Origin of the sequence: Gelidibacter maritimus, assembly GCF_014062315.1 — a bacterium.
GTDB lineage: Bacteria > Bacteroidota > Bacteroidia > Flavobacteriales > Flavobacteriaceae > Gelidibacter > Gelidibacter maritimus.
Genome location: NZ_JACGLT010000013.1, coordinates 1 through 22,291, shown reverse-complemented (window position 1 = coordinate 22,291; position 22,291 = coordinate 1). Strand labels below are relative to the sequence as shown.

Annotated in this window: 20 protein-coding genes and 5 tRNA genes; 6 read left to right on the top strand and 19 right to left on the bottom strand. The window is 37.7% G+C overall.

Annotation, left to right across the window (positions count from 1 at the left end):
* Positions 1 to 67: 67 nt before the first annotated feature.
* From H3Z82_RS14675 to H3Z82_RS14650, 6 genes are all read left to right on the top strand, one after another.
* Positions 68 to 1,039, top strand: coding sequence for a M23 family metallopeptidase (locus H3Z82_RS14675; protein WP_182206259.1), 972 nt, complete (start codon positions 68 to 70; stop codon positions 1,037 to 1,039).
* Position 1,040: 1 nt separating this feature from the next.
* On the top strand, positions 1,041 to 1,370 hold the full coding sequence (locus tag H3Z82_RS14670; protein ID WP_182206258.1) for a MerR family transcriptional regulator: 330 nt from the start codon (positions 1,041 to 1,043) through the stop codon (positions 1,368 to 1,370).
* 12 nt (positions 1,371 to 1,382) lie between these two features.
* Entirely contained in the window at positions 1,383 to 1,979 is a 597-nt protein-coding gene (locus H3Z82_RS14665; RefSeq protein WP_182206257.1) for a LemA family protein, read from the top strand.
* Between the two features lie 58 nt (positions 1,980 to 2,037).
* Positions 2,038 to 2,475 (top strand): TPM domain-containing protein, encoded by a 438-nt coding sequence (locus tag H3Z82_RS14660; protein ID WP_182206256.1) that lies wholly within the window; start codon positions 2,038 to 2,040, stop codon positions 2,473 to 2,475.
* A gap of 17 nt (positions 2,476 to 2,492) precedes the next feature.
* The gene (locus tag H3Z82_RS14655) at positions 2,493 to 3,356 is read left to right on the top strand and encodes a TPM domain-containing protein (protein ID WP_182206255.1); all 864 of its coding nucleotides are present in this window, start codon (positions 2,493 to 2,495) and stop codon (positions 3,354 to 3,356) included.
* Positions 3,357 to 3,607: 251 nt separating this feature from the next.
* Positions 3,608 to 3,835 carry a (4Fe-4S)-binding protein gene (locus H3Z82_RS14650; RefSeq protein WP_182206254.1) on the top strand — a complete coding sequence of 76 codons (228 nt, stop codon included), beginning with the start codon at positions 3,608 to 3,610 and terminating at the stop codon, positions 3,833 to 3,835.
* A gap of 511 nt (positions 3,836 to 4,346) precedes the next feature.
* On the opposite strand, the gene H3Z82_RS14645 is transcribed toward H3Z82_RS14650, so the two are convergent.
* From H3Z82_RS14645 to H3Z82_RS14555, 19 genes are all read right to left on the bottom strand, one after another.
* Positions 4,347 to 4,664, bottom strand: coding sequence for a DUF3467 domain-containing protein (locus tag H3Z82_RS14645; protein ID WP_182206253.1), 318 nt, complete (start codon positions 4,662 to 4,664; stop codon positions 4,347 to 4,349).
* A 154-nt stretch (positions 4,665 to 4,818) separates the two neighbouring features.
* Entirely contained in the window at positions 4,819 to 9,120 is a 4,302-nt protein-coding gene (gene rpoC, locus H3Z82_RS14640) for a DNA-directed RNA polymerase subunit beta' (protein ID WP_182206252.1), read from the bottom strand.
* 118 nt (positions 9,121 to 9,238) lie between these two features.
* Complete coding sequence (gene rpoB, locus H3Z82_RS14635) at positions 9,239 to 13,051, bottom strand: DNA-directed RNA polymerase subunit beta (protein ID WP_182206251.1); 3,813 nt, start codon at positions 13,049 to 13,051, stop codon at positions 9,239 to 9,241.
* Between the two features lie 141 nt (positions 13,052 to 13,192).
* The gene (rplL, locus tag H3Z82_RS14630) at positions 13,193 to 13,567 is read right to left on the bottom strand and encodes a 50S ribosomal protein L7/L12 (protein ID WP_182206250.1); all 375 of its coding nucleotides are present in this window, start codon (positions 13,565 to 13,567) and stop codon (positions 13,193 to 13,195) included.
* A 59-nt stretch (positions 13,568 to 13,626) separates the two neighbouring features.
* Entirely contained in the window at positions 13,627 to 14,148 is a 522-nt protein-coding gene (gene rplJ, locus H3Z82_RS14625; RefSeq protein WP_182206249.1) for a 50S ribosomal protein L10, read from the bottom strand.
* Between the two features lie 18 nt (positions 14,149 to 14,166).
* Positions 14,167 to 14,856 carry a 50S ribosomal protein L1 gene (gene rplA, locus H3Z82_RS14620; RefSeq protein ID WP_182206248.1) on the bottom strand — a complete coding sequence of 230 codons (690 nt, stop codon included), beginning with the start codon at positions 14,854 to 14,856 and terminating at the stop codon, positions 14,167 to 14,169.
* Positions 14,857 to 14,867: 11 nt separating this feature from the next.
* Positions 14,868 to 15,305 (bottom strand): 50S ribosomal protein L11, encoded by a 438-nt coding sequence (gene rplK, locus H3Z82_RS14615; RefSeq protein ID WP_182206247.1) that lies wholly within the window; start codon positions 15,303 to 15,305, stop codon positions 14,868 to 14,870.
* A gap of 67 nt (positions 15,306 to 15,372) precedes the next feature.
* Positions 15,373 to 15,930, bottom strand: a complete 558-nt coding sequence (gene nusG, locus H3Z82_RS14610; RefSeq protein ID WP_182206246.1) for a transcription termination/antitermination protein NusG — start codon at positions 15,928 to 15,930, stop codon at positions 15,373 to 15,375.
* A 14-nt stretch (positions 15,931 to 15,944) separates the two neighbouring features.
* Positions 15,945 to 16,139: a preprotein translocase subunit SecE gene (secE, locus tag H3Z82_RS14605; RefSeq protein WP_182206245.1), complete on the bottom strand. Its 195-nt coding sequence runs from the start codon at positions 16,137 to 16,139 to the stop codon at positions 15,945 to 15,947.
* Between the two features lie 86 nt (positions 16,140 to 16,225).
* Positions 16,226 to 16,298, bottom strand: a tRNA-Trp gene (locus H3Z82_RS14600).
* A gap of 159 nt (positions 16,299 to 16,457) precedes the next feature.
* Positions 16,458 to 17,645, bottom strand: coding sequence for an elongation factor Tu (gene tuf, locus H3Z82_RS14595; RefSeq protein WP_182206244.1), 1,188 nt, complete (start codon positions 17,643 to 17,645; stop codon positions 16,458 to 16,460).
* A 65-nt stretch (positions 17,646 to 17,710) separates the two neighbouring features.
* Positions 17,711 to 17,782 (bottom strand) — tRNA-Thr (locus tag H3Z82_RS14590).
* A 248-nt stretch (positions 17,783 to 18,030) separates the two neighbouring features.
* Positions 18,031 to 18,103, bottom strand: a tRNA-Gly gene (locus H3Z82_RS14585).
* A 330-nt stretch (positions 18,104 to 18,433) separates the two neighbouring features.
* Positions 18,434 to 18,515: transfer RNA gene (locus H3Z82_RS14580), tRNA-Tyr, on the bottom strand.
* A gap of 98 nt (positions 18,516 to 18,613) precedes the next feature.
* Positions 18,614 to 18,690 (bottom strand) — tRNA-Thr (locus H3Z82_RS14575).
* A 102-nt stretch (positions 18,691 to 18,792) separates the two neighbouring features.
* Entirely contained in the window at positions 18,793 to 19,095 is a 303-nt protein-coding gene (gene hpf, locus H3Z82_RS14570; RefSeq protein ID WP_182206243.1) for a ribosome hibernation-promoting factor, HPF/YfiA family, read from the bottom strand.
* An 88-nt stretch (positions 19,096 to 19,183) separates the two neighbouring features.
* On the bottom strand, positions 19,184 to 20,086 hold the full coding sequence (locus tag H3Z82_RS14565) for a tyrosine-type recombinase/integrase (protein WP_182206242.1): 903 nt from the start codon (positions 20,084 to 20,086) through the stop codon (positions 19,184 to 19,186).
* A 101-nt stretch (positions 20,087 to 20,187) separates the two neighbouring features.
* Entirely contained in the window at positions 20,188 to 20,382 is a 195-nt protein-coding gene (rpsU, locus tag H3Z82_RS14560; protein WP_182206241.1) for a 30S ribosomal protein S21, read from the bottom strand.
* 151 nt (positions 20,383 to 20,533) lie between these two features.
* Positions 20,534 to 21,961: a carboxypeptidase-like regulatory domain-containing protein gene (locus H3Z82_RS14555; RefSeq protein WP_182206240.1), complete on the bottom strand. Its 1,428-nt coding sequence runs from the start codon at positions 21,959 to 21,961 to the stop codon at positions 20,534 to 20,536.
* Between the last annotated feature and the right edge of the window lie 330 nt (positions 21,962 to 22,291).

Below are 22,291 nucleotides of genomic sequence, written 5' to 3'. Positions count from 1 at the left end.
CGTTAGCTTCATGTCTAAAGACCTTTTACAGTCTTTTTAACTGTGCAAAAATAGTATAAATTAGGAAATGAGTAAGGTAAAATATTATTACGATTCTGACACCCTCTCTTATAAGAAAATAGAGCGTAGAAAAAGGAATACTTTTAAATATGCTTCTATCTTTATTTTAGGCTCAGCCTTGTTTGGTTTCTTATTTGTCTTTTTGGCGAGTCAGTTTATACAATCGCCTAAAGAGCGTGCGTTAGCAAGAGAATTGCAACACATGGAACTTCAATACCAATTGCTCAACAAAAAGATGGACGAGGCGCAAGCGGTGTTGGCCAATGTTGAACAACGGGACAATGCCATTTATAGACTTTATTTTGCTGCCAATCCTATTCCCGAAGAGCAGCGGAAGGCTGGATTTGGAGGCATCAATCGATATAAAGCTTTAGAAGGGTTTGATAATTCAAAAATAATCATTGAAGCCAACCGGCGCATGGATATTCTACAAAAGCAAATTGTAGTGCAATCCAAGTCTTTGGATGAAATAGTGGTGCTTGCTGAAGACAAAGAAAAATTTTTAGCGTCAATTCCTGCCATTCAGCCCATAAACATCGAGGATATGACCCGAATGGCATCTGGTTATGGTTATCGAACCGATCCGTTTACGAAAGTTAGAAAGTTTCATTATGGAATGGATTTCACAGCGCCTCGTGGTACACCAATTTACGCTTCAGGTGATGGTGTGGTCAAACGAGCTGATAATTCCTCAACCGGTTATGGCAACCACATCCGTATTGATCATGGCTATGGTTATGTTACCTTGTATGCCCACTTGTACAAATATAATGTTCGGGTTAATCAGAAGGTAAAACGTGGTGATTTAATTGGATTTGTTGGTAGTACAGGACGTTCTGAAGCGCCACATTTACATTATGAGGTATTTAAAGATGGTGATCGGATCAATCCAATCAACTTCTATTACGGAAATTTATCGGCTGAAGAGTATAGTAAATTATTGGAGCATGCTTCTCTAGAAAATCAATCCTTAGATTAATATGCAGATCGATCTTCCAGAAAAAAGATATTATGGTATTGGTGAAGTAGCCAAGGCCTTCAAGGTCAACACATCTTTAATCCGATTTTGGGAAAAAGAATTTGACATCTTAAAGCCAAAGAAGAACGCTAAAGGCAACCGTAAGTTTACACCGGAAGACATTAAAAACCTTAAATTTATTTATCATTTGGTTAAGGTGCGCGGTTTTACCCTTGAAGGCGCGAAGACCCATTTGAAGGAGCAAAAACAAGAAGCGCTCAGCACGTTTGAAATCATCAGCAAATTAAAAGGTATAAAAGCTCAATTAATAAAAATTAAAACACAACTCTAAAACCAACATTATATGAAAAAATGGCTCGTTCCTGTAATTATTATTGCTTTAATTGCAATTGCACTTTACTCTTGGGGAAAAAACTTCAACAACACAGCGGTAGAATTAAAAGAAACTGCCACCAGAAGTTGGGGCGATGTTGAAAGTAGCTACCAACGTCGAAATGATCTTATAGGCAATCTTGTAAAAACAGTACAAGGGGCCGCCGATTTTGAGCGTACTACTTTGACAGAGGTTATTGAAGCACGTGCAAAAGCCACATCTACAACCATAGATGCCAATAATCTTACTGAAGAGAACATGGCACAGTTTCAACAAGCCCAAAACGGGTTGAGTGGTGCACTGTCCAAACTTTTGGTATCGGTAGAGCGTTATCCTGAATTAAAAGCAAATCAGAACTTCTTGGAATTACAGTCGCAGTTGGAAGGCACTGAAAACAGAATTAACGTGGCGAGAGATCGATTTAACGGAAACGTTGAACCTTATAATAAACATATCAAAATCTTTCCCAACAGTATTCTGGCAGGTCTCTTTAACTTTGATGACATGAGCTATTATAAAGCAGATGCCGGTGCTGAGAATGCGCCAGATGTAGATTTTGATTTTTAGAAATCTTAGCGTTAACTGAATAATTTCCATTGAAGCACCAATTCTAAAAAAACATAAAATGTCGAAAATAGAAGATTTCCTAACTGCCGCAGAGGAGCAACAAGTGATTGAGGCCATAAGGACAGCGGAAAAGAATACCTCGGGAGAAATACGCGTCCATCTCGAAAAAACGGCTAAAATGGATGCTTATGAGCGTGCGTTAGAGGTGTTTCACTTACTTAAAATGGACAACACCAAATTACAGAATGGGGTTTTAATTTATGTAGCTGTAGAAGATAAGACTTTTGTGATTTTCGGGGATGAAGGCATTAACAATGTCGTGGACGATGATTTCTGGGAAAGCACAAAAAATGTCATGCAAGCTCATTTTAAGAGAGGTCATTTCAAACAAGGATTAGTTGATGGCATTTTAAAAGCTGGAAAGCAATTGGAAACTTATTTCCCTTGGGAAACCGGCGATAAAAATGAAATTCCTGACGATATTTCAATAGGATAATAAATTAAGTAAGCCGTATGCAGTCTTCGCTCAACAGTCCATTAATTACCATTACCAAAGAAAGCGTTTTTAAACGCTTTCTTTTTAGCACCTTGTTGATTTTAGGTTGTTTCCAATTTGGTTTTTCTCAATTTAATATCCCGGATAAACCAGCAAAAACCACTGAACAGACGAGTGTTTACCAATACGTTCCGTTACTATCGGATAGTCAGAAAACGACTTTAGAACAAAAACTGATTAAATATTCAGACACTACTTCCACCCAAATTGTAGTCGCAATTATTAGTTCTACACAAGGAGAAAACATCAATTATTTAGGTGCGCAATGGGGACAAAAATGGGGCATTGGACAAGAAAAAGAAGACAATGGTATCTTGATCCTATTGGCTAGAGACGACCGAAAAATTGCAATCAATACAGGCTATGGCACCGAGCATTTATTAACAGATGCGATGTCCAAACGGATCATTGAGCGCGACATCCTCCCCTATTTTAGACAAAATGATTACTACGGCGGTCTGAACCGAGGCGCAGATGCTATTTTTGAAGTGATGATGGGAGAATATCAAGGCACTCGACAAGTCAATACTGAAGAAGGAATTCCGGTTGGTTTTATTTTCCTTCTCTTTATCATTTTCATCATCATCATGATATCAGTCTCTAAAAACAATAATGGTGGCGGTGGCCCTGGGAATCATAGAAGTTCGGGACCAAGTATCTGGGATGCCATAATTCTGAGCAATTTAGGACGTGGTGGTTTTGGCGGCGGCGGGCGTTCTTCTGGAGGTGGTTTTGGTGGTGGCTTTGGCGGTGGCGGAGGTTTTGGTGGTGGATTCGGTGGCGGTGGCTTTGGAGGTGGCGGTGCTTCTGGAGGATGGTAGAATGCAGTTGATAGCAGCAGCAGTCAATAATATTTTCATAGTGATGGTGAATCACAATTTAAATCGCACAATTAATTCGCCCCATTTAGATTAAAAAACTTTTATTTTCAAATCCACTATGGTCGTTCGTCGAATTCAACCCGTTAAATTTGCTTTTCATCGATCATTTACTACCTTTAATGGATGATTTAGAGAAATGATATGTAAATTATTTAGATTTAGAGAGATTCAAACCCCAAATTGAACTACTTATGAAAACAAATGCTAATCATTTTAGTAATAGTGATATTACTATTACCTACGAACCGTCTGTTTGCATCAATGCTGGACGATGTGCAAGAGAACTTTCCGATGTTTTTAGAAACTCAGTAATCCCTTGGATTGACTTGGACGGCGCGCCAACTGAAAAAATCATAGAACAGGTCAAAAAATGCCCTTCAGGGGCTTTGAAATTTTATCGCAATCAGAAGGTTGCTTAAATCCAATGAGACACTCTGTTGCAACAGCCTTCAAATGTTGCCTAATATTAATGGTTTTCTTTACTTAACCGGCCAATAAAGCCTTTATCCTCATAAAAATGGGCTTTTTACCGCGATGTAGAAACAGCCCTATTGACTGAATGCTGTCTGGTCGTTTGTAGCTATGGTGCAATCATAAACTGTAAGAAATTTAAAGTTATGCTTATTATCCGCATGTAATAGAAAACTCTAAAACTGAAATTACAATGCCGACTTTTTTTGGCCCACTTAAACAGAGTAAAAACCTCAAATGATTTATTTGTTTGGGCTAGGCCAACCTTTAGTATCGATAATTATCGGGAAAGGCAAGATGATATGGATTTCAAATGAAAATCTCAGTCTTCTAAAATTCTTTATAGATATGCGATAATCTTCAATTGAACATTCGAAAATCCAATTGATAAGAGACAAAAAAATCCCTATGAAAATAATTTCATAGGGATTTTAAATTAGTATTAGAGCGGTAATTTTATTATGCCTGACCAGTCGGTCCAAAATTTAATGGAATAGCTGGTTGCTCATAATCTTTAATTTCACCGTGAGCATTTTCAAAACGCTTGACGTTTTCACCTAAAGCCTTTAGCAACCGTTTGGCGTGCTGTGGGGTCAAAATTATACGTGACTTCACTTTGCTTTTTGGTGTACCTGGCATGATACTGACAAAATCAACTACAAATTCAGAAACCGAATGGTTAATGATAGCCAAGTTGGAATAGATTCCTTCAGCTACATTTTCATCCAATTCAATATTGATTTGTCCTTGTTTTGGTGCTTCTTTATTATCGCTCATATTTTTTACGTTCCTGCTAATTCCGATAGCTATCGGGAAGGAATCTCCTGTTTAAAAGTTAGTATCTAAATTATTCGACGCCTTTATTTCAAATATTCTATAAATTTCGCACGCCGTTTAATTAAACAGATCCCCGCTACTGCGGGGATTTGTATTAGTTAAAATTCATTTCTTCTTTAGCTTTCATCATTTCATTGAACTCTTCTTTAGAACCAACAATGATATTCTCATATCGTCTTACACCGGTTCCGGCAGGAATTCTATGTCCAACAATAACATTTTCTTTCAAGCCTTCTAAATGATCAACTTTAGCGCTTACTGCAGCTTCGTTAAGAACTTTAGTAGTTTCTTGGAACGACGCCGCCGAAATAAATGATTTTGTTTGTAATGAAGCTCTCGTAATACCTTGTAGAATTGGAGTTGCAGTAGCTGGTTGTGCATCTCTTGCAACAGCCAACTGACCATCTTCTCTTCTTACTACAGAGTTCTCGTCTCTTAATTGACGCATCGTAACGATTTGTCCTGGTTTAAGGGTTTTAGAATCTCCAGCATCTTCGATCACTTTCATTCCGAAAATTTTATCATTTTCTTCAATGAAATCAGATTTATGTGCCAATTGATCTTCTAAGAAAATAGTATCGCCAGAATCAATGATTCTCACCTTACGCATCATTTGTCTTACGACTACTTCAAAATGCTTGTCGTTAATTTTCACACCTTGTAAACGATATACTTCCTGTACCTCGTTAACCAAGTATTGCTGAACCGCAGCTGGTCCTTTGATATTTAAAATATCGTCTGGAGTGATAGAACCATCAGATAATGGCATCCCAGCTTTCACATAATCATTTTCTTGAACAAGAATCTGACTGGACAGTTTCACCAAATACTTCTTAACTTCACCTAATCGCGATTCGATGATAATCTCACGATTACCTCTTTTGATTTTACCGAAAGACACAACACCATCAATCTCACTTACTACAGCTGGATTGGATGGGTTACGCGCTTCAAACAATTCAGTTACACGAGGTAAACCTCCAGTAATATCACCAGATTTAGCTGATCTACGTGGGATTTTTACCAAGACCTTACCAACATTAATTTTCTCACCGTCATTAATCATCAAGTGAGCTCCAACTGGTAAGTTATAAGAACGTATCGCATTGCCTTTGGCATCTTCAATATGTAAGGTTGGAATCAATTTCTTGTTTCTTGATTCAGAAATTACTTTTTCCTGGAATCCAGTTTGCTCATCAATTTCAACTTGGTAGGTAACCCCTTGTTCAATATTTTCATAAGAAATCTTACCGGCAAATTCAGAAATGATGACACCGTTATAAGGGTCCCACGAACAAATTACATCGCCTTTTTTCACTTTATCTCCTGGTTTACAGTAGATAAATGATCCATAAGGAATGTTATGCGTACTTAAGGTAATACCCGTTTTTGCATCTACCAATTTAAACTCGGAGGTACGAGAAATCACGACATCAACAGGGTCTCCATTGTTATCTGTTCCTTTAACCACTTTTAAATCTTCAATTTCCGCTATACCATCAAACTTGACGATCAATTTATTATCTTCAGAAATGTTACCTGCAATACCTCCAACGTGGAACGTACGTAGGGTTAACTGTGTTCCTGGCTCTCCAATTGATTGGGCAGCAACAACACCAACAGCTTCACCTCTTTGAACCATCTTACCGGTTGCCAAGTTACGTCCGTAACACTTAGCACAAATTCCTTGTGTAGCTTCACAGGTTAATGCTGAACGTACTTCAATTGAATCTAAAGCAGAATTCTGAATACGTTTTGCAACCGTATCGTCAATATGTTCTCCGGCACCAACAATAAGTTCTTCTGTCAATGGATCATAAACATCATTTAACGATGTTCTACCAACAACGCGATCTTGAAGCTTCTCAATAACCTCTTCATTCTTCTTCAAAGCAGAGACTTCAATACCTCTCAATGTACCACAGTCTTCACTATAGACAATAACATCTTGTGATACATCCACCAATCGACGTGTCAAATATCCAGCATCTGCCGTTTTAAGGGCGGTATCTGCAAGACCTTTACGAGCACCGTGGGTAGAAATAAAGTATTCCAAAATTGAAAGACCTTCCTTAAAGTTGGAAAGAATTGGATTCTCAATAATCTCTCCTCCACCTGCACTAGATTTTTTAGGTTTTGCCATCAATCCACGCATTCCAGTTAACTGACGAATCTGTTCTTTAGATCCACGAGCTCCAGAATCAAGCATCATATATACTGAGTTAAACCCTTGCTGATCTTCACGGATACGCTTCATTGACAATTCAGTCAATTCGGCATTAGTTGACGTCCAGATATCAATTACTTGGTTATAACGTTCGTTATTGGTTATCAATCCCATGTTATAGTTGGCCATAATACCATCTACTTGGGTATTGGCACTATTGATCATGGTTTGCTTTTCAGCAGGAATGATAATATCTCCTAAACTAAATGACAATCCACCTTGGAATGCGAACTTATACCCTAAATCCTTGATCTCATCCAAGAACTCAGCCGTTTCAGGAACTGAAGTTACCTTTAAGATGACCGCAATAGCATCTCTCAATGATTTTTTGGTCAATACTTGATTGATATAACCTGCGGCAGCTGGTACTGTTTCGTTAAACAATACACGTCCAACCGTAGTGGCAATAATTTTTGTGACTAACTCACCCTCTTCATTGAAGTCTTTTGTTCTTACTTTGATGCTTGCGTTTAAATCTACTCGTTTTTCATTGTAAGCAATAGTCACTTCCTCCGGGGAATAGAATGTTATCCCCTCTCCTTTTACTTTAACATCGTCTGTAGACAAACGTTCCTTGGTCATATAATAGAGACCAAGAACCATATCTTGAGAAGGTACAGTAACCGGAGAACCGTTGGCTGGGTTCAGAATATTATGGGAAGCCAACATCAATAGTTGCGCTTCTAAAATAGCTTCAGGTCCTAGTGGTAAGTGCACCGCCATTTGGTCACCATCAAAATCCGCGTTAAACGCCGTACATACTAATGGGTGCAATTGGATGGCTTTACCCTCAATCAATTTAGGTTGAAAAGCTTGGATACCCAATCTGTGTAATGTTGGAGCACGGTTTAAAAGAACTGGGTGTCCTTTTAAAACATTCTCTAAAATATCCCAGACTACAGGCTCCTTACGGTCTATAATTTTCTTTGCAGATTTTACTGTTTTTACGATACCACGCTCAATCAGTTTTCTGATGATAAATGGTTTGTAAAGCTCAGCTGCCATGTTTTTAGGCAATCCACATTCAAATAATTTTAATTCTGGTCCGACGACAATTACCGAACGTGCTGAATAATCCACACGTTTACCTAGTAAGTTCTGACGGAAACGTCCTTGTTTTCCTTTTAAGGAATCAGATAATGATTTTAGCGGTCTGTTAGAATCAGTTTTAACAGCAGATGCTTTACGTGTGTTGTCAAATAAAGAATCGACTGATTCTTGCAACATACGTTTCTCATTACGTAAAATAACCTCTGGCGCCTTGATCTCAACCAAACGCTTCAAACGGTTGTTTCGAATAATGACACGTCGATACAAATCATTCAAATCTGACGTTGCAAAACGACCACCATCTAAAGGCACCAATGGACGTAACTCTGGTGGAATTACGGGTACGGCCTTCATGATCATCCATTCTGGAAGGTTTTCACGATTTACGTTAGAATCACGGAACGCTTCAACAACTTGAAGACGTTTTAACGCTTCCGTCTTACGTTGTTTTGAAGTTTCAGTATTTGCCTTATGACGCAATTCAAAAGACAACTCGTTCAAATCAATTCTTGCAAGCAAATCGATCAAACATTCAGCGCCCATTTTTGCAATGAACTTGTTTGGATCGGTGTCATCTAAATATTGATTGTCCTGTGGAAGTGATTCAAGAACAGACAAATATTCTTCTTCCGTCAAGAAATCCATCTTTTGTAGAGGTTCGCCATCAACGTTTTTACCATTCCCTGGTTGGATTACCACATAACGCTCGTAATATATGATCATATCCAATTTCTTGGAAGGTAGCCCCAATAGGTATCCAATTTTGTTTGGTAAAGAACGGAAATACCAAATATGAGCCACAGGAACTACCAAGTTGATATGTCCTACACGGTCACGACGTACTTTCTTTTCAGTTACTTCAACACCACAACGGTCACAAACAATACCTTTGTAACGGATACGCTTATATTTACCACAAGCACATTCAAAATCCTTTACAGGACCAAAGATACGCTCACAGAACAAACCATCTCTTTCAGGTTTGTGTGTTCGATAATTAATAGTTTCAGGTTTAAGAACCTCACCACGAGATGCTGCTAAAACAGACTCCGGCGACGCCAAACCAATGGAGATTTTATTAAATCTCTGTACTGTATTCTTATCTTGTCTTCTTGCCATTTTTTATGGTACTAACAAATTATAATTTAATTTTTATGATTGTTGTACGGACAGCTCGCAAGCTGTCCGATTTTAGAGCCAGCTCGCGAGCTTGCCCTACGGAATAATTTCACAGAAATTATTCCTCCAATCTAATATCCAAACCTAGACCTTTCAATTCGTGCATTAACACATTGAATGATTCAGGCAGTCCTGGTTCTGGCATTGGCTCTCCTTTTACGATTGCTTCGTAAGTTTTAGCTCTACCGATAACATCATCAGATTTTACTGTTAAGATCTCACGTAAGGTTGCAGATGCGCCATAAGCCTCAAGTGCCCAAACCTCCATCTCACCAAAACGCTGACCACCAAATTGAGCTTTACCACCCAATGGTTGTTGTGTAATCAATGAGTAAGGTCCAATAGAACGTGAGTGCATCTTATCATCAACCATGTGTCCTAATTTCAACATATAGATCACACCAACAGTTGCAGGTTGATCAAAACGATCTCCCGTACCACCATCATATAAATAAGTATGCCCAAAACGTGGAATTCCAGCTTCATCAGTCAATTCGTTGATCTGCTCCAATGTGGCACCATCAAAAATTGGTGTCGCATAAGTACGTCCTAATTTCTGACCAGCCCATCCGAGAACAGTCTCATAGATTTGACCAATGTTCATACGAGAAGGTACACCAAGTGGATTCAATACGATATCTACCGGCGTTCCATCTTCTAAGAACGGCATATCTTCCTGACGAACAATACGTGCAACGATACCTTTGTTACCGTGACGTCCTGCCATCTTATCACCAACCTTAAGCTTACGTTTCTTAGCGATGTAAACTTTGGCCAATTTGATAATTCCTGATGGTAACTCATCCCCTACAGAAATTGTGAACTTCTCACGACGCAATGATCCTTGAAGATCATTTTCTTTAATCTTATAGTTGTGGATCAAATCCAAAACAAGATTATTCGTCTGTTCATCAACGGTCCAAGTTCCTGATGTTAAGTGTGTATAATCATCAACAGAGTTCAACATTTTTAAGGTGTACTTCTTACCTTTTGGAATGATTTCCTCTCCAAGATCATTAAAGATTCCTTGTGCTGTTTTCCCGTTTACAATAGCGAATAGCTTTTCGACTAAAATTGCTTTTAACTCGTCAAACTTTCTGTAGTAAACAGATTCTAACGCATCAATATCTTCTTTATCCTTAGCTCTCTTTCGTTTATCCTTTACCGCTCTGGCGAATAGTTTCTTCTCAATAACAACACCATGCAATGATGGTGATGCTTTTAACGAAGCATCTTTTACATCGCCTGCTTTATCACCGAAGATCGCTCTTAATAGTTTTTCTTCCGGTGTTGGGTCTGATTCACCTTTTGGAGTAATCTTACCAATTAAGATGTCTCCCGGCTTAATCTCAGCACCAATACGAATCATTCCATTTTCATCCAAGTCTTTTGTAGCCTCTTCCGAAACGTTAGGAATATCATTGGTCAACTCTTCATTACCCAATTTGGTATCTCTAACTTCCAATGAATATTCATCAATATGGATAGAGGTAAAGATATCATCACGAACAACCTTCTCTGAAATTACAATCGCATCCTCAAAGTTATAACCTTTCCATGGCATGAACGCCACTTTCATGTTACGCCCAAGAGCAAGTTCTCCATTTTGAGTGGCATACCCTTCACAAAGTACTTGACCTTTTTTAACTTTATCGCCTTTGGTTACAATAGGTTTTAAGTTGATAGAGGTACCTTGGTTGGTTTTTCTAAACTTCACCAACGGATAGGTTTTAGTATCACTATCAAAACTTACCATGGCTTGTTCTTCCGTACGTTCGTATCTGATAACAATTTCATTGGCATCAACATACTCTACAGTACCTTCGCCCTCAGCATTGATCAATACTCTTGAGTCTGACGCCACTTGGCGTTCTAAACCTGTTCCAACAATTGGTGCATCAACTCGCAATAAAGGTACTGCCTGACGCATCATGTTAGATCCCATCAAGGCTCTGTTGGCATCATCATGCTCCAAGAATGGAATTAACGACGCTGAAATGGAAGCCACTTGGTTAGGAGCAACGTCTGTATAATTTGCGGTTGCACCGTCAATTACTGGGAAATCACCTTCTTGACGTGCAATAATTTTGTCCTCAAGAACTTTACCTTCATCATCTACATGGATATTGGCTTGAGCAATCAGCATATCTTCTTCCTCTTCCGCACTCAAATAAACTGGTTCATTCTTAATATCAACAACACCATCAGTAATTTTACGATAAGGTGTTTCAATAAAGCCCATTCCGTTCACTTTGGCGTAAACCGAAAGAGAAGAGATCAAACCAATATTTGGTCCCTCAGGGGTTTCAATTGGACATAAACGGCCGTAATGTGTGTAGTGAACGTCACGAACCTCAAAACCAGCACGTTCTCTGGATAGTCCTCCTGGTCCTAATGCTGATAAACGACGTTTGTGCGTAATCTCAGCCAATGGATTGGTTTGATCCATGAATTGAGATAACTGATTTGTTCCAAAGAAAGAGTTGATCACTGAAGACAAGGTCTTAGCGTTGATCAAATCTATAGGTGTAAACACCTCATTGTCACGAACGTTCATACGCTCACGAATAGTACGTGCCATACGTGCTAAACCAACACCAAATTGCTGTGATAACTGTTCACCCACGGTACGTACACGACGGTTTGAAAGGTGATCAATATCATCAATTTCTGCTTTAGAGTTGATGAGCTCGATTAAATATTTGATAATGGTAATGATATCCAATTTGGTAAGCACTTGCTTATCCATACCAATATCAAGATTCAATTTTTTGTTCATTCTATATCGACCTACTTCACCTAAAGAGTAACGTTGGTCTGAGAAAAACAATTTGTCAATAATGCCACGCGCAGTCTCCTCATCTGGCGGCTCTGCGTTTCTCAATTGACGGTAAATATGTTCTACAGCTTCTTTTTCGGAGTTTGTTGGATCCTTTTGAAGCGTATTATGTATAATGGCGTAATCTCCCTGCTGTGCACTTTCTTTGTGTAAAAGAACTGTTTTTGCCTCAGCTTCAAGAATTTCCTCAATATTATCTTTGTCTAATACAGTATCACGATCAAGCACAATCTCGTTACGCTCAATAGATACTACTTCACCTGTATCTTCATCTACAAAATCTTCGTGCCATGTGTTAAGAACACGTGCTGCAAGTTTACGGCCGATTATTTTCTTTAGACCAGACTTAGAAACTTTAACCTCTTCTGCAAGATCAAATATTTCAAGAATGTCTTTATCACGTTCATAACCAATGGCTCTGAACAAGGTAGTAACAGGTAATTTTTTCTTTCTATCAATATAGGCGTACATAACGCTATTGATATCCGTTGCGAATTCAATCCAAGAGCCTTTAAAAGGAATAACTCTTGCCGAATACAACTTGGTTCCATTGGCATGGAAGGATTGGCTGAAGAAAACCCCTGGCGATCTGTGCAATTGTGAAACCACAACGCGCTCAGCGCCATTGATACAAAACGTTCCGCTTGGCGTCATATAAGGAATTGTACCTAAATACACATCTTGAACAATAGTTTCAAAGTCTTCATGCTCAGGGTCTGTACAATACAATTTTAAACGCGCTTTTAGTGGCACACTGTATGTCAATCCTCTTTCAATACATTCTTCAATCGAATATCTTGGTGGATCAATGAAATAATCCAAAAATTCCAAAACAAACTGATTGCGAGTGTCGGTAATTGGGAAGTTTTCCATGAAGGTATTGTAGAGACCTTCATTCCCTCTTTCTTCAGATTTAGTCTCTAATTGGAAAAAATCCTGGAAGGATTTTATTTGGATATCCAAAAAATCCGGATACTCCGTTCTATTTACAATAGACGAGAAATTTAATCTTTCAGCTTTTTGTGCTAACATCGATGAACGGGATTTTGATTAAAATAATTGTGTGTTTTTTTGTGTACCTTAAGTATACACAAAAGGGTTTAGGTCATTCCGAACTTCCGATAGTAATCGGGATCGGAAGACCTAAACCAAAATCTGTAGTTTGGGTTAAGCTTATTTAAGCTCAACTTCTGCTCCTGCGTCTTCTAATTGACCTTTTAAAGCTTCTGCTTCATCCTTAGCAATACCTTCTTTAATGTTGCTTGGTGCGTTATCAACTAATTCTTTAGCTTCTTTCAAGCCTAAACCAGTTAATTCTTTTACCAATTTAACAACTGCCAATTTAGATGCACCTGCCGCTTTAAGAACTACGTCAAATTCTGACTGCTCTTCAGCCGCTTCAGCAGCACCAGCACCACCTGCAGCAACTGCAACAGCAGCAGCAGCTGGTTCGATACCATACTCATCTTTTAGTATTGTAGCTAATTCATTAACCTCTTTTACGGTTAAATTAACCAATTTTTCTGCGAAATCTTTTAAATCTGCCATTTTCTATCGTTTTAATAATTTTAATAAAATATAATTTGTTTAAGTGCGTACTGTTTTGACTATCCTTCTTTTTCGGATAGTGTTTTGAGAATGCCTGCTAATTTTCCACCACTTGATTTAAGTGCTGAAACAACATTTTTAGCAGGAGATTGTAGTAATCCTACAATGTCTCCAATGAGCTCTTCTCTTGATTTGATGTCGACTAATACATCTAATTGCTCGTCGCCAATGTAAATTGCTTCTTCAATAAATGCTCCTTTAAGCAAAGGCTTATCAGATTTTTTACGGAATGTTTTAATTACTTTAGCTGGAGCGTTTCCAGTTTCAGAATACATCACAGACGTATTGCCTTTTAAAGTTTTTGGAAGATCTCCAAAATCTTTGACAGAGGCTGCCATAGCTTTGTCCAACAATGTGTTCTTTACGACCGACATTTTAATACCTGCCTTGAAGCAAGCGCGACGTAATTCTGAAGTGTTTTTTGCATTTAATCCAGAAATATCTGTTAAATAGATATTTGTATTATCTGCTAATTGAGTAGTCAACTCTTCAATAACTTGTGATTTTTCTTCTCTTGTCATAATATTAAAGTTTAACTACTAACCTATTTTAGTATCAATTGATATACTTGGACTCATGGTGGTTGACATGAAGATACTCTTCATATATACACCTTTAGCTGCAACAGGTTTCATTTTTACTAAAGTTGTCAAAAGTTCGTTTGCATTGTCTGCAATCATGTCGGCAGTAAACGATGCCTTCCCGATTGGTGCGTGAACGATACCTGTTTTATCAACTCTAAAATCAATCTTACCAGCTTTAACTTCAGCAACCGCTTTGGCCACATCCATAGTTACTGTACCTGTTTTAGGGTTTGGCATTAAACCTCTTGGGCCTAATATTCTACCTAAAGGACCTAATTTACCCATGATTGCAGGCATGGTAACAATAACGTCAACATCTGTCCAACCACTTTTAATTTTGTCAAGGTATTCATCCAATCCTACATAATCAGCACCTGCATCTATAGCTTCCTGCTCTTTGTCAGGAGTTACCAATGCAAGAACTTTCATGTCCTTTCCTGTTCCGTGAGGTAAAGAAACTACACCTCTTACCATTTGGTTTGCTTTACGTGGGTCTACCCCAAGTCTTACAGCGATATCCACTGAAGCATCAAACTTTGTATAGGTGATTTCTTTCAATAAAGCCGAAGCTTCTTCAAGCGAATAAAGTTTATTCTTGTCAACTTTAGCCCTTGCCTCTTTTTTCTTTTTTGTTAATCTTGCCATTTCAGAAATTTTTAATTAGGTTTTTTACCTGTTACAGTAATACCCATTGATCTTGCTGTTCCAGCAACCATATCCATTGCTTTTGCTTCAGTAAATGCATTCAAATCTTGCATTTTATCTTCTGCTATCGCTTTAATTTGATCCCAGGTTACTTTTGCTACCTTCTTTCTGTTCGGTTCTCCAGATCCTTTCTTAACTTTGGCCGCTTCCATTAATTGTACTGCAGCTGGTGGCGTCTTAATTACGAAATCAAACGATTTATCCTTGAACACAGAAATAACAACCGGTAATACTTTACCTGGTCTATCCTGGGTCCGAGCATTAAATTGCTTACAGAATTCCATGATATTAACTCCAGCAGCTCCTAAAGCGGGTCCTACCGGTGGCGATGGATTCGCTGCACCTCCCCGAACTTGTAGCTTAACTACTTTACTTAATTCTTTTGCCATTTTTTAATTTTTAGTGTATCTCTTTTCATTGGAAGCCAAAAGACATACGATCTATTTGTAACACTTATTAAACTTTTTCTACTTGCATATAACTTAATTCTAACGGTGTCTTTCTTCCGAAAATCTTCACCATCACTTCAAGTTTACGCTTTTCTTCATTTATTTTCTCGATGGTTCCATCAAACCCATTGAACGGTCCATCAATTACTTTGACAGTTTCTCCAATGGTGTAAGGAATGGCTACACTAGCATCGGCATCAACAGTAAGTTCATCAACTTTACCTAACATCCTGTTTACTTCTGATTGCCTTAACGGTACTGGATCTCCACCTTTTACTTCGCCCAAAAATCCGATAACGTTGGTAATGGATTTAATGATATGAGGAATTTCACCACCCAAATTGGCTTGAAGCATTATGTAACCAGGAAAATAAACTTTCTCTTTATTTATTTTTTTTCCGTTACGAATTTGTATCACTTTTTCGGTAGGCACCAAAACTTGATCCACATAGTCCTCAAGGCCCAAGCGGGCGATTTCGTTTTCTATATAAGTTTTGATTTTGTTTTCTTGGCCGCTAACAACCCTTACAACATACCAATTTTTATTTCCACTAGTTTCTGACATTCTATATTTGTATTTTACTTGATCCAGTCAAAATATGCTTCGATAACGCCGCTAAAAACTGTATCAACTCCCCAAATTGCCAAAGCAAATAAGATTGAGAAAACAGCTACTACTATGGTTAAACGTTGTGCTTCAGCCCATGTTGGCCAAGTAACATTGTTCTTTAATTCACCAAATGATTCTGATATATAGTTTACAAATCCTGCCATTACAGTTGTGTTTATTTTAATATGAGCGCTTTAATCTCTGTTAATTTACTTTAAAATATTTGCGTCAAACATTTTAAATTGCTCTGCACGGGTTGAGAGACTCGAACTCACGACACCTGGTTTTGGAGACCAGTGCTCTACCAACTGAGCTAAACCCGTATTATAAAAAGAAAATCATGACCAGCATCTTCTTCCTTTTATTTTAATTCTCAATATGAAACGACTCAGTTGCTGAGCTCACGTTTTAAGCGTGACAGATAAATATAAATCAAGGCATCCTGAAAAATCAAGACGCCTTAATAAATATTTAGATTACAATTAGTCTAAGATTTCAGTTACCTGACCTGCACCTACTGTACGTCCACCTTCACGGATCGCAAAACGCAGACCTACGGTCATTGCAATTGAGTTGATCAACTCAACAGTAATAGTTAGGTTATCTCCAGGCATTACCATCTCAACACCTTCTGGCAATGTAATGTTTCCAGTTACGTCAGTTGTACGAACGTAAAACTGCGGACGGTAGTTGTTATGGAATGGCGTATGACGTCCACCTTCTTCTTTCTTCAAGATATAAACCTCAGCTTTAAACTTAGCGTGTGGCTTAACCGATCCTGGCTTAACAATAACCATACCTCTTGAGATTTGAGTTTTCTCAATACCTCTCAATAAGATACCAGCATTATCTCCAGCCTCACCTCTATCAAGGATTTGACGGAACATTTCAATACCAGTAATTGTAGAAGTCAATTTTTCTGCACCCATACCGATGATTTCAACTGGATCTCCAGTTTTAGCAATACCAGTTTCGATACGTCCTGTAGCAACAGTTCCACGACCAGTAATAGAGAAAACATCTTCAATAGGCATCAAGAAAGGCTTATCCATATCACGAACAGGCTCTTCAATCCACGAATCAACAGCTTCCATCAATTCCAACAATTTGTCAACCCATTGTTGCTCGCCGTTAAGCGCACCCAAAGCAGAACCTTGTACAACCGGACCGTTATCACCATCATAATCGTAGAACGACAACAATTCACGGATTTCCATTTCAACCAATTCCAATAATTCTGGATCGTCAACCAAGTCAACTTTATTCATAAATACAACAATTCTAGGAATACCTACTTGGCGACCTAAAAGGATGTGTTCACGTGTTTGTGGCATTGGACCATCTGTCGCAGCAACAACAAGGATAGCACCGTCCATTTGAGCAGCACCAGTAACCATGTTCTTTACGTAATCCGCGTGACCTGGACAGTCAACGTGTGCGTAATGACGATTTGCTGTTGCATATTCTACGTGTGATGTATTAATTGTAATACCTCTTTCCTTTTCCTCAGGAGCGTTATCAATTTGATCAAATGATCTTACTTCTGAAAAACCTGCATCAGCTAATACTTTAGTAATAGCTGCAGTCGTAGTTGTTTTACCGTGATCCACGTGTCCAATAGTACCTATATTAAGGTGTGGTTTTGAACGATCGAAAGTTGCCTTTGCCATGTTTAATTTATTTTAGTCTTAATTTATATTAGTGTTCAAAAATTTAATTTTGCTTATTTAAAAAGAGCCAATGACGAGAATTGAACTCGTGACCTCTTCCTTACCAAGGAAGCGCTCTACCCCTGAGCTACACCGGCGTTTGAGTTTGGTGGTTACAGGTTTCTGATTTCAAGCTCAAAAAATTGCAACAAGAAACTTGAAACTTATCCAGAATAGTAAATCATATATCCTCAAATACAAGACTCACTCTTTGAGAGGGCCGGTCACGCATTGCGACGTGACAACATTTCACTCTTTTGAGAAGGAGGTCACGCTTTTGACATGACGACACTCACTCTTTTGAACGGAAGATCACGCTTTTCGGCGTGACGACATCCACTCTTTGAGCGGGAGACCGGGTTCGAACCGGCGACATTCAGCTTGGAAGGCTGACGCTCTACCAACTGAGCTACTCCCGCAATTATTTAGGAACTTCATCCTAATGTGATTTCCAATATGTAATGAACATTTTCAAATGCAACCCCAAGTACTTTTGGAATTCCAAATTTGAAATCGCCGCTTTCACGGAAATATTCTGGACACCTCCCTTTGGTCGGTGATCCGCAAGGGTGATCCCTTGCTAAAACTTTTAAAACGCAGTTTTACAAAAGCAAGCTTAAAAGCTTCAACATATTATTTTGGATTACCTCCCATTGGTCGGTGATCCGTAAGGGTGGCCCCTTACTAAAACTTTTAAAACGCAGTTTTACAAAAGCAAGCTTTTGACAACTGCTTATTTAAAAGTTTTGTGGGGAGAGCAGGATTCGAACCTGCGAAGACGTAGTCAGCAGATTTACAGTCTGCCCTCGTTGGCCGCTTGAGTATCTCCCCAAACCGATTCGAAATTAAATTTCAAATCTTACTTTCAATATTTTTATGAACGCTCCCCAAAATTCTTAAACTTTGAGACTCCTGCTTTCTCAGGAATTTGGAGCCGATAGAGGGACTCGAACCCACGACCTGCTGATTACAAATCAGCTGCTCTAGCCAGCTGAGCTACATCGGCTTTTTGTGAACTTTTACTTCAATAAAAAAGCCCGCTATTTCTAACGGACTGCAAATGTAGAGATTTATTTTTTTATTCAAAACATTTTCGAAGAAATTTTTATCAAATATGTGATCTTAATTTCTCTTTTCGTCTTTTTAGCTGTCTTTCGAGGGATGAAACCGCCATATCTACCCCTTCCTCAAATGTTTTACATTGTTTCTTTACCACAAAACTATCTCCCGGAACGCTTACTCTCGCTTCAAATATTTTATTTTCCTTATTACTGGTGTTTTCGACTTTAAGATAGACATCTGATTGGATGACTTTATCATAAAACAAATCTAACTTGTCCATTCTTTTTTGAATAAAGTCGATCAACTTCTTGTCTGCTGTAAAGTTAACTGATTGTGTGTTTACTTTCATCTGTTCGATTTTTTAATAAATTAAACGTACAAAACCATAAAGGTTACATACTTTCATTTGGTTAGACACTAGTTTATTTGATTGGATACTAGTTATTATTTTTACTCCTTGGATGCGCATTGGCATATACTTTTTTTAATTCCGATATACTATTATGTGTATAAACCTGGGTCGCCGCCAAGCTTGAATGCCCTAATAATTCTTTAACGGCATTTAAATCAGCTCCTTGATTAAGCAAATGAGTTGCAAATGAATGCCTCAATATATGAGGACTCTTTTTTACTTTATTAGAAGCCAAACTAAAATACTCATTTATAATTCTGTAAACAAGTGTTTCATATATTTTTAACCCTTTTTTGGTTAAAAACAAATATTCTCTATCCTCAATTGTTTGCAATTCATTTCTTAATTTCAGATAATTGTTTGCCGCCGTTACAACACTATCAATCAATGGCACAAAGCGCTCCTTATTTCGCTTCCCAAGAATCTTTAAGGACTTATTGTTTAAGTCCAAGTCTTTTAGTTTAATTTGGATGAGTTCTATACGTCTCATACCTGTGGCGTAAAAAAGTTCAATGATCAAACGGTTTCTTACCCCCTCAAAATCAGTTTCGTTTTCTAAGATTTGAATAACCTCTTCCATTTCTTTCGTTGAAAACGGAATCTGAATTTTCTTCGTGGTTTTTAAGGCTTTATGTTTAGAAAGAGGGTTGGCTTTTATAGTTTCTGTTTTTATCAGAAATTTAAAATAAGAATTGAGTGATGAGATTTTACGATTAATACTCCTATTGGAGAGGTCTTGTTCAACTAAAAAAACAATCCAACTTCTTATTTGTGAATAATTGACATCTTGAATGGCGCTGGAGCCATAAAACTCTTTCATACATCCTGAAAAACCCTCAAGATCTGTAAGATATGCCCTGACCGTTAATTTTGAATATTTTTTTTCGTGCAGTAAGTAGTCGGTAAAGGATTTAAATTGTGATTTCATTTTAGACATTAATGAGCACATTTGGATTTGGCTCATTAAATATAGGACAAAAAAAATTCCTGCGGGTGCAGGAATCTCTTTATTTGATTTCAAAAATACAATTAGAAGTTTTCTTGATCTCGTAAACGTTGAACATATTGTGCTTTTTGAAATGAAGCTCTATTCAGAACTGAAGGCTTGTCAAACTGCTTACGCGTCTGTAACTGACGTTTCGTGCCCGTTCTATCAAACTTACGCTTGTAACGCTTCAACGCTCTATCTATATTTTCTCCTTCTTTAATTGGTATTATTAACATAGTGTCTTAACCTCCTCTCTTTTAGAATTTTCAGGCTGCAAATATAGAAAGTAAATTATAATCTCCAATTAATTTTTTTAAAAATAATTAATTGGAGATTTACCACATCTAAGAAGATGACAAACAGAGAGAAGAAAATAATTATTTCTATTTAATTCTCTTTAAATAAAGAAGATCTCTTGGTCAGGTCCTGAATCAATTTTTCGTCCTCTTCACTTTCCAATAATGTATTATAACTTCTCCAGAAGTCCTTATTATATGGTTTTACAGCAAAAATATCAGGGTCCCATGGTTGATTTAATGCGATTTCTATTTGTTCCGGATCAAGAATAACCTCAGTGAACAATAGCTCTTGTACCGTATAGTAAAAGCGCTCATCGGTGTTGGCATCAGGATCGTTTATTTCTCCAGGCTTTGTTGGCTTATAACCGACATTTACCAGTTTTGGGGTTTCGTAATACAAATAGTTAGGATACATCTTATCTTCATATTCCCTAAAGGTCATGACTAACTTATGGTTGATCTTTGTATCAAAAAGCGTTTTACTTCTGCTCTTTTGGGCATCTGATGCAGCTACCAACTCGTACTCCAATTTTTTAATGGCATAATTGTCATAATAAACATAAAGCCATCCCTTGGCGTGATAGCCATCATTATAAATACCTTTTGTCTCTAAGTTTATATACTTATAGCTTTCTGATATCTCAATTTTATAAATCTTCCGATCGTCGTCAACCAATATGGTATCTAATTTAAATTGGTGCCTATCAAGAATGTCCTCACCAAACAAAGCACGGTTATTATTGGCATTTCTTAATACATTCAATTTACTTTCAAAAAGGTTTTGAAGACCATTAATTCTGGTATCGTTCCATTTAATGGCTTTGACCAGTGTAGAGGTTTTGATCGTGTCTCTTCTTAAGTTTCTTGCCATTAGATTGCGTCTATTTGCCTTTTCCTTAAGATAGGCGGTATAGGTGAGCAAGCTGTCCACATCACGCAAATCATAGCTTTTTCTAACTTGATCAACATTTATTTTTAGATTGGATGCCGCCGATGACATATAGCTGGAATCATAAACTGTAATGGCACTTTCAATCAGCCATTTAAATTCGCGTCGATTTCGCTCTTTATGACGTAAAAAGCCTTTTTGCAGATAAGGCGTATCCGGCATGTTTACGGGCAAGCGCTCAAGAGCTCTCAACACAATATCATTTGCTGTTGTTGGCCTATTTTCAGCTATGAGGACAATTTCGTCTAAGGATGCAATATCCTCTTCCAAATAAATTTCTTGAGCGTTGTCAAATTCATTTACGGGTGTTTTAAAACTTTTATACCCGATGGAAGAAATGACTAAAGTATCGTTTTCGAATTGATTTGGGACCAACAAAACAAATTTACCATCGGCATTACTTACCGTTCCAATGGTTGTGTTTTGCACATAGATACTTGCACTTTCAATGGGCATCAAGGTCCCAAAATCAGAAATTTTATTTTTAACTTCCTTTTGCGAAAAAACGGAATAAGAAAAAAAGCAAATTGATAACGTCAGTAGGCATTTGAAATAATTGACTTTCATGTTCTGGATGTAGATTGGTTAAATATTAAGACATACACAATATTTATAATTCAACATTAGAGCTTATTTGGGGATTAAAGCCAAAAGGATGAGTTACTTTATGATGTCACAGATTCATAATCTTTCTTTATTAATTGACAATTTAGCACAATTGAGCGGATTTTTAATAAAATTGTTGCTCAATAAAGTTACGTCGCCGGTTTATAGTCCTTTTTATCAATCACCATTTTGGCGTAATTGGAATGAATTTTCGCCAAAATGCTGATCAATATAGTTACGTGGCCGGTTTATAGTCCTTTTTATAAATCACCATTTTGGCGCAATTGGAAT

Bases quoted from the DNA above. Each gene is read 5' to 3' on its own strand.
- rplK (WP_182206247.1), bottom strand. From the start codon at position 15,305: ATGGCAAAAGAATTAAGTAAAGTAGTTAAGCTACAAGTTCGGGGAGGT.
- H3Z82_RS14565 (WP_182206242.1), bottom strand. From the start codon at position 20,086: ATGAAATCACAATTTAAATCCTTTACCGACTACTTACTGCACGAAAAA.
- H3Z82_RS14660 (WP_182206256.1), top strand. From the start codon at position 2,038: ATGTCGAAAATAGAAGATTTCCTAACTGCCGCAGAGGAGCAACAAGTG.
- rpsU (WP_182206241.1), bottom strand. From the start codon at position 20,382: ATGTTAATAATACCAATTAAAGAAGGAGAAAATATAGATAGAGCGTTG.
- H3Z82_RS14645 (WP_182206253.1), bottom strand. From the start codon at position 4,664: ATGAGCGATAATAAAGAAGCACCAAAACAAGGACAAATCAATATTGAA.
- nusG (WP_182206246.1), bottom strand. From the start codon at position 15,930: ATGTCAGAAACTAGTGGAAATAAAAATTGGTATGTTGTAAGGGTTGTT.
- H3Z82_RS14670 (WP_182206258.1), top strand. From the start codon at position 1,041: ATGCAGATCGATCTTCCAGAAAAAAGATATTATGGTATTGGTGAAGTA.
- tuf (WP_182206244.1), bottom strand. From the start codon at position 17,645: ATGGCAAAGGCAACTTTCGATCGTTCAAAACCACACCTTAATATAGGT.
- secE (WP_182206245.1), bottom strand. From the start codon at position 16,139: ATGGCAGGATTTGTAAACTATATATCAGAATCATTTGGTGAATTAAAG.
- rplA (WP_182206248.1), bottom strand. From the start codon at position 14,856: ATGGCAAGATTAACAAAAAAGAAAAAAGAGGCAAGGGCTAAAGTTGAC.
- rpoB (WP_182206251.1), bottom strand. From the start codon at position 13,051: ATGTTAGCACAAAAAGCTGAAAGATTAAATTTCTCGTCTATTGTAAAT.
- H3Z82_RS14655 (WP_182206255.1), top strand. From the start codon at position 2,493: ATGCAGTCTTCGCTCAACAGTCCATTAATTACCATTACCAAAGAAAGC.
- H3Z82_RS14675 (WP_182206259.1), top strand. From the start codon at position 68: ATGAGTAAGGTAAAATATTATTACGATTCTGACACCCTCTCTTATAAG.
- hpf (WP_182206243.1), bottom strand. From the start codon at position 19,095: ATGAAAGTAAACACACAATCAGTTAACTTTACAGCAGACAAGAAGTTG.
- H3Z82_RS14665 (WP_182206257.1), top strand. From the start codon at position 1,383: ATGAAAAAATGGCTCGTTCCTGTAATTATTATTGCTTTAATTGCAATT.
- rplL (WP_182206250.1), bottom strand. From the start codon at position 13,567: ATGGCAGATTTAAAAGATTTCGCAGAAAAATTGGTTAATTTAACCGTA.
- rpoC (WP_182206252.1), bottom strand. From the start codon at position 9,120: ATGGCAAGAAGACAAGATAAGAATACAGTACAGAGATTTAATAAAATC.
- H3Z82_RS14555 (WP_182206240.1), bottom strand. From the start codon at position 21,961: ATGAAAGTCAATTATTTCAAATGCCTACTGACGTTATCAATTTGCTTT.
- H3Z82_RS14650 (WP_182206254.1), top strand. From the start codon at position 3,608: ATGAAAACAAATGCTAATCATTTTAGTAATAGTGATATTACTATTACC.
- rplJ (WP_182206249.1), bottom strand. From the start codon at position 14,148: ATGACAAGAGAAGAAAAATCACAAGTTATTGAAGAGTTGACTACTCAA.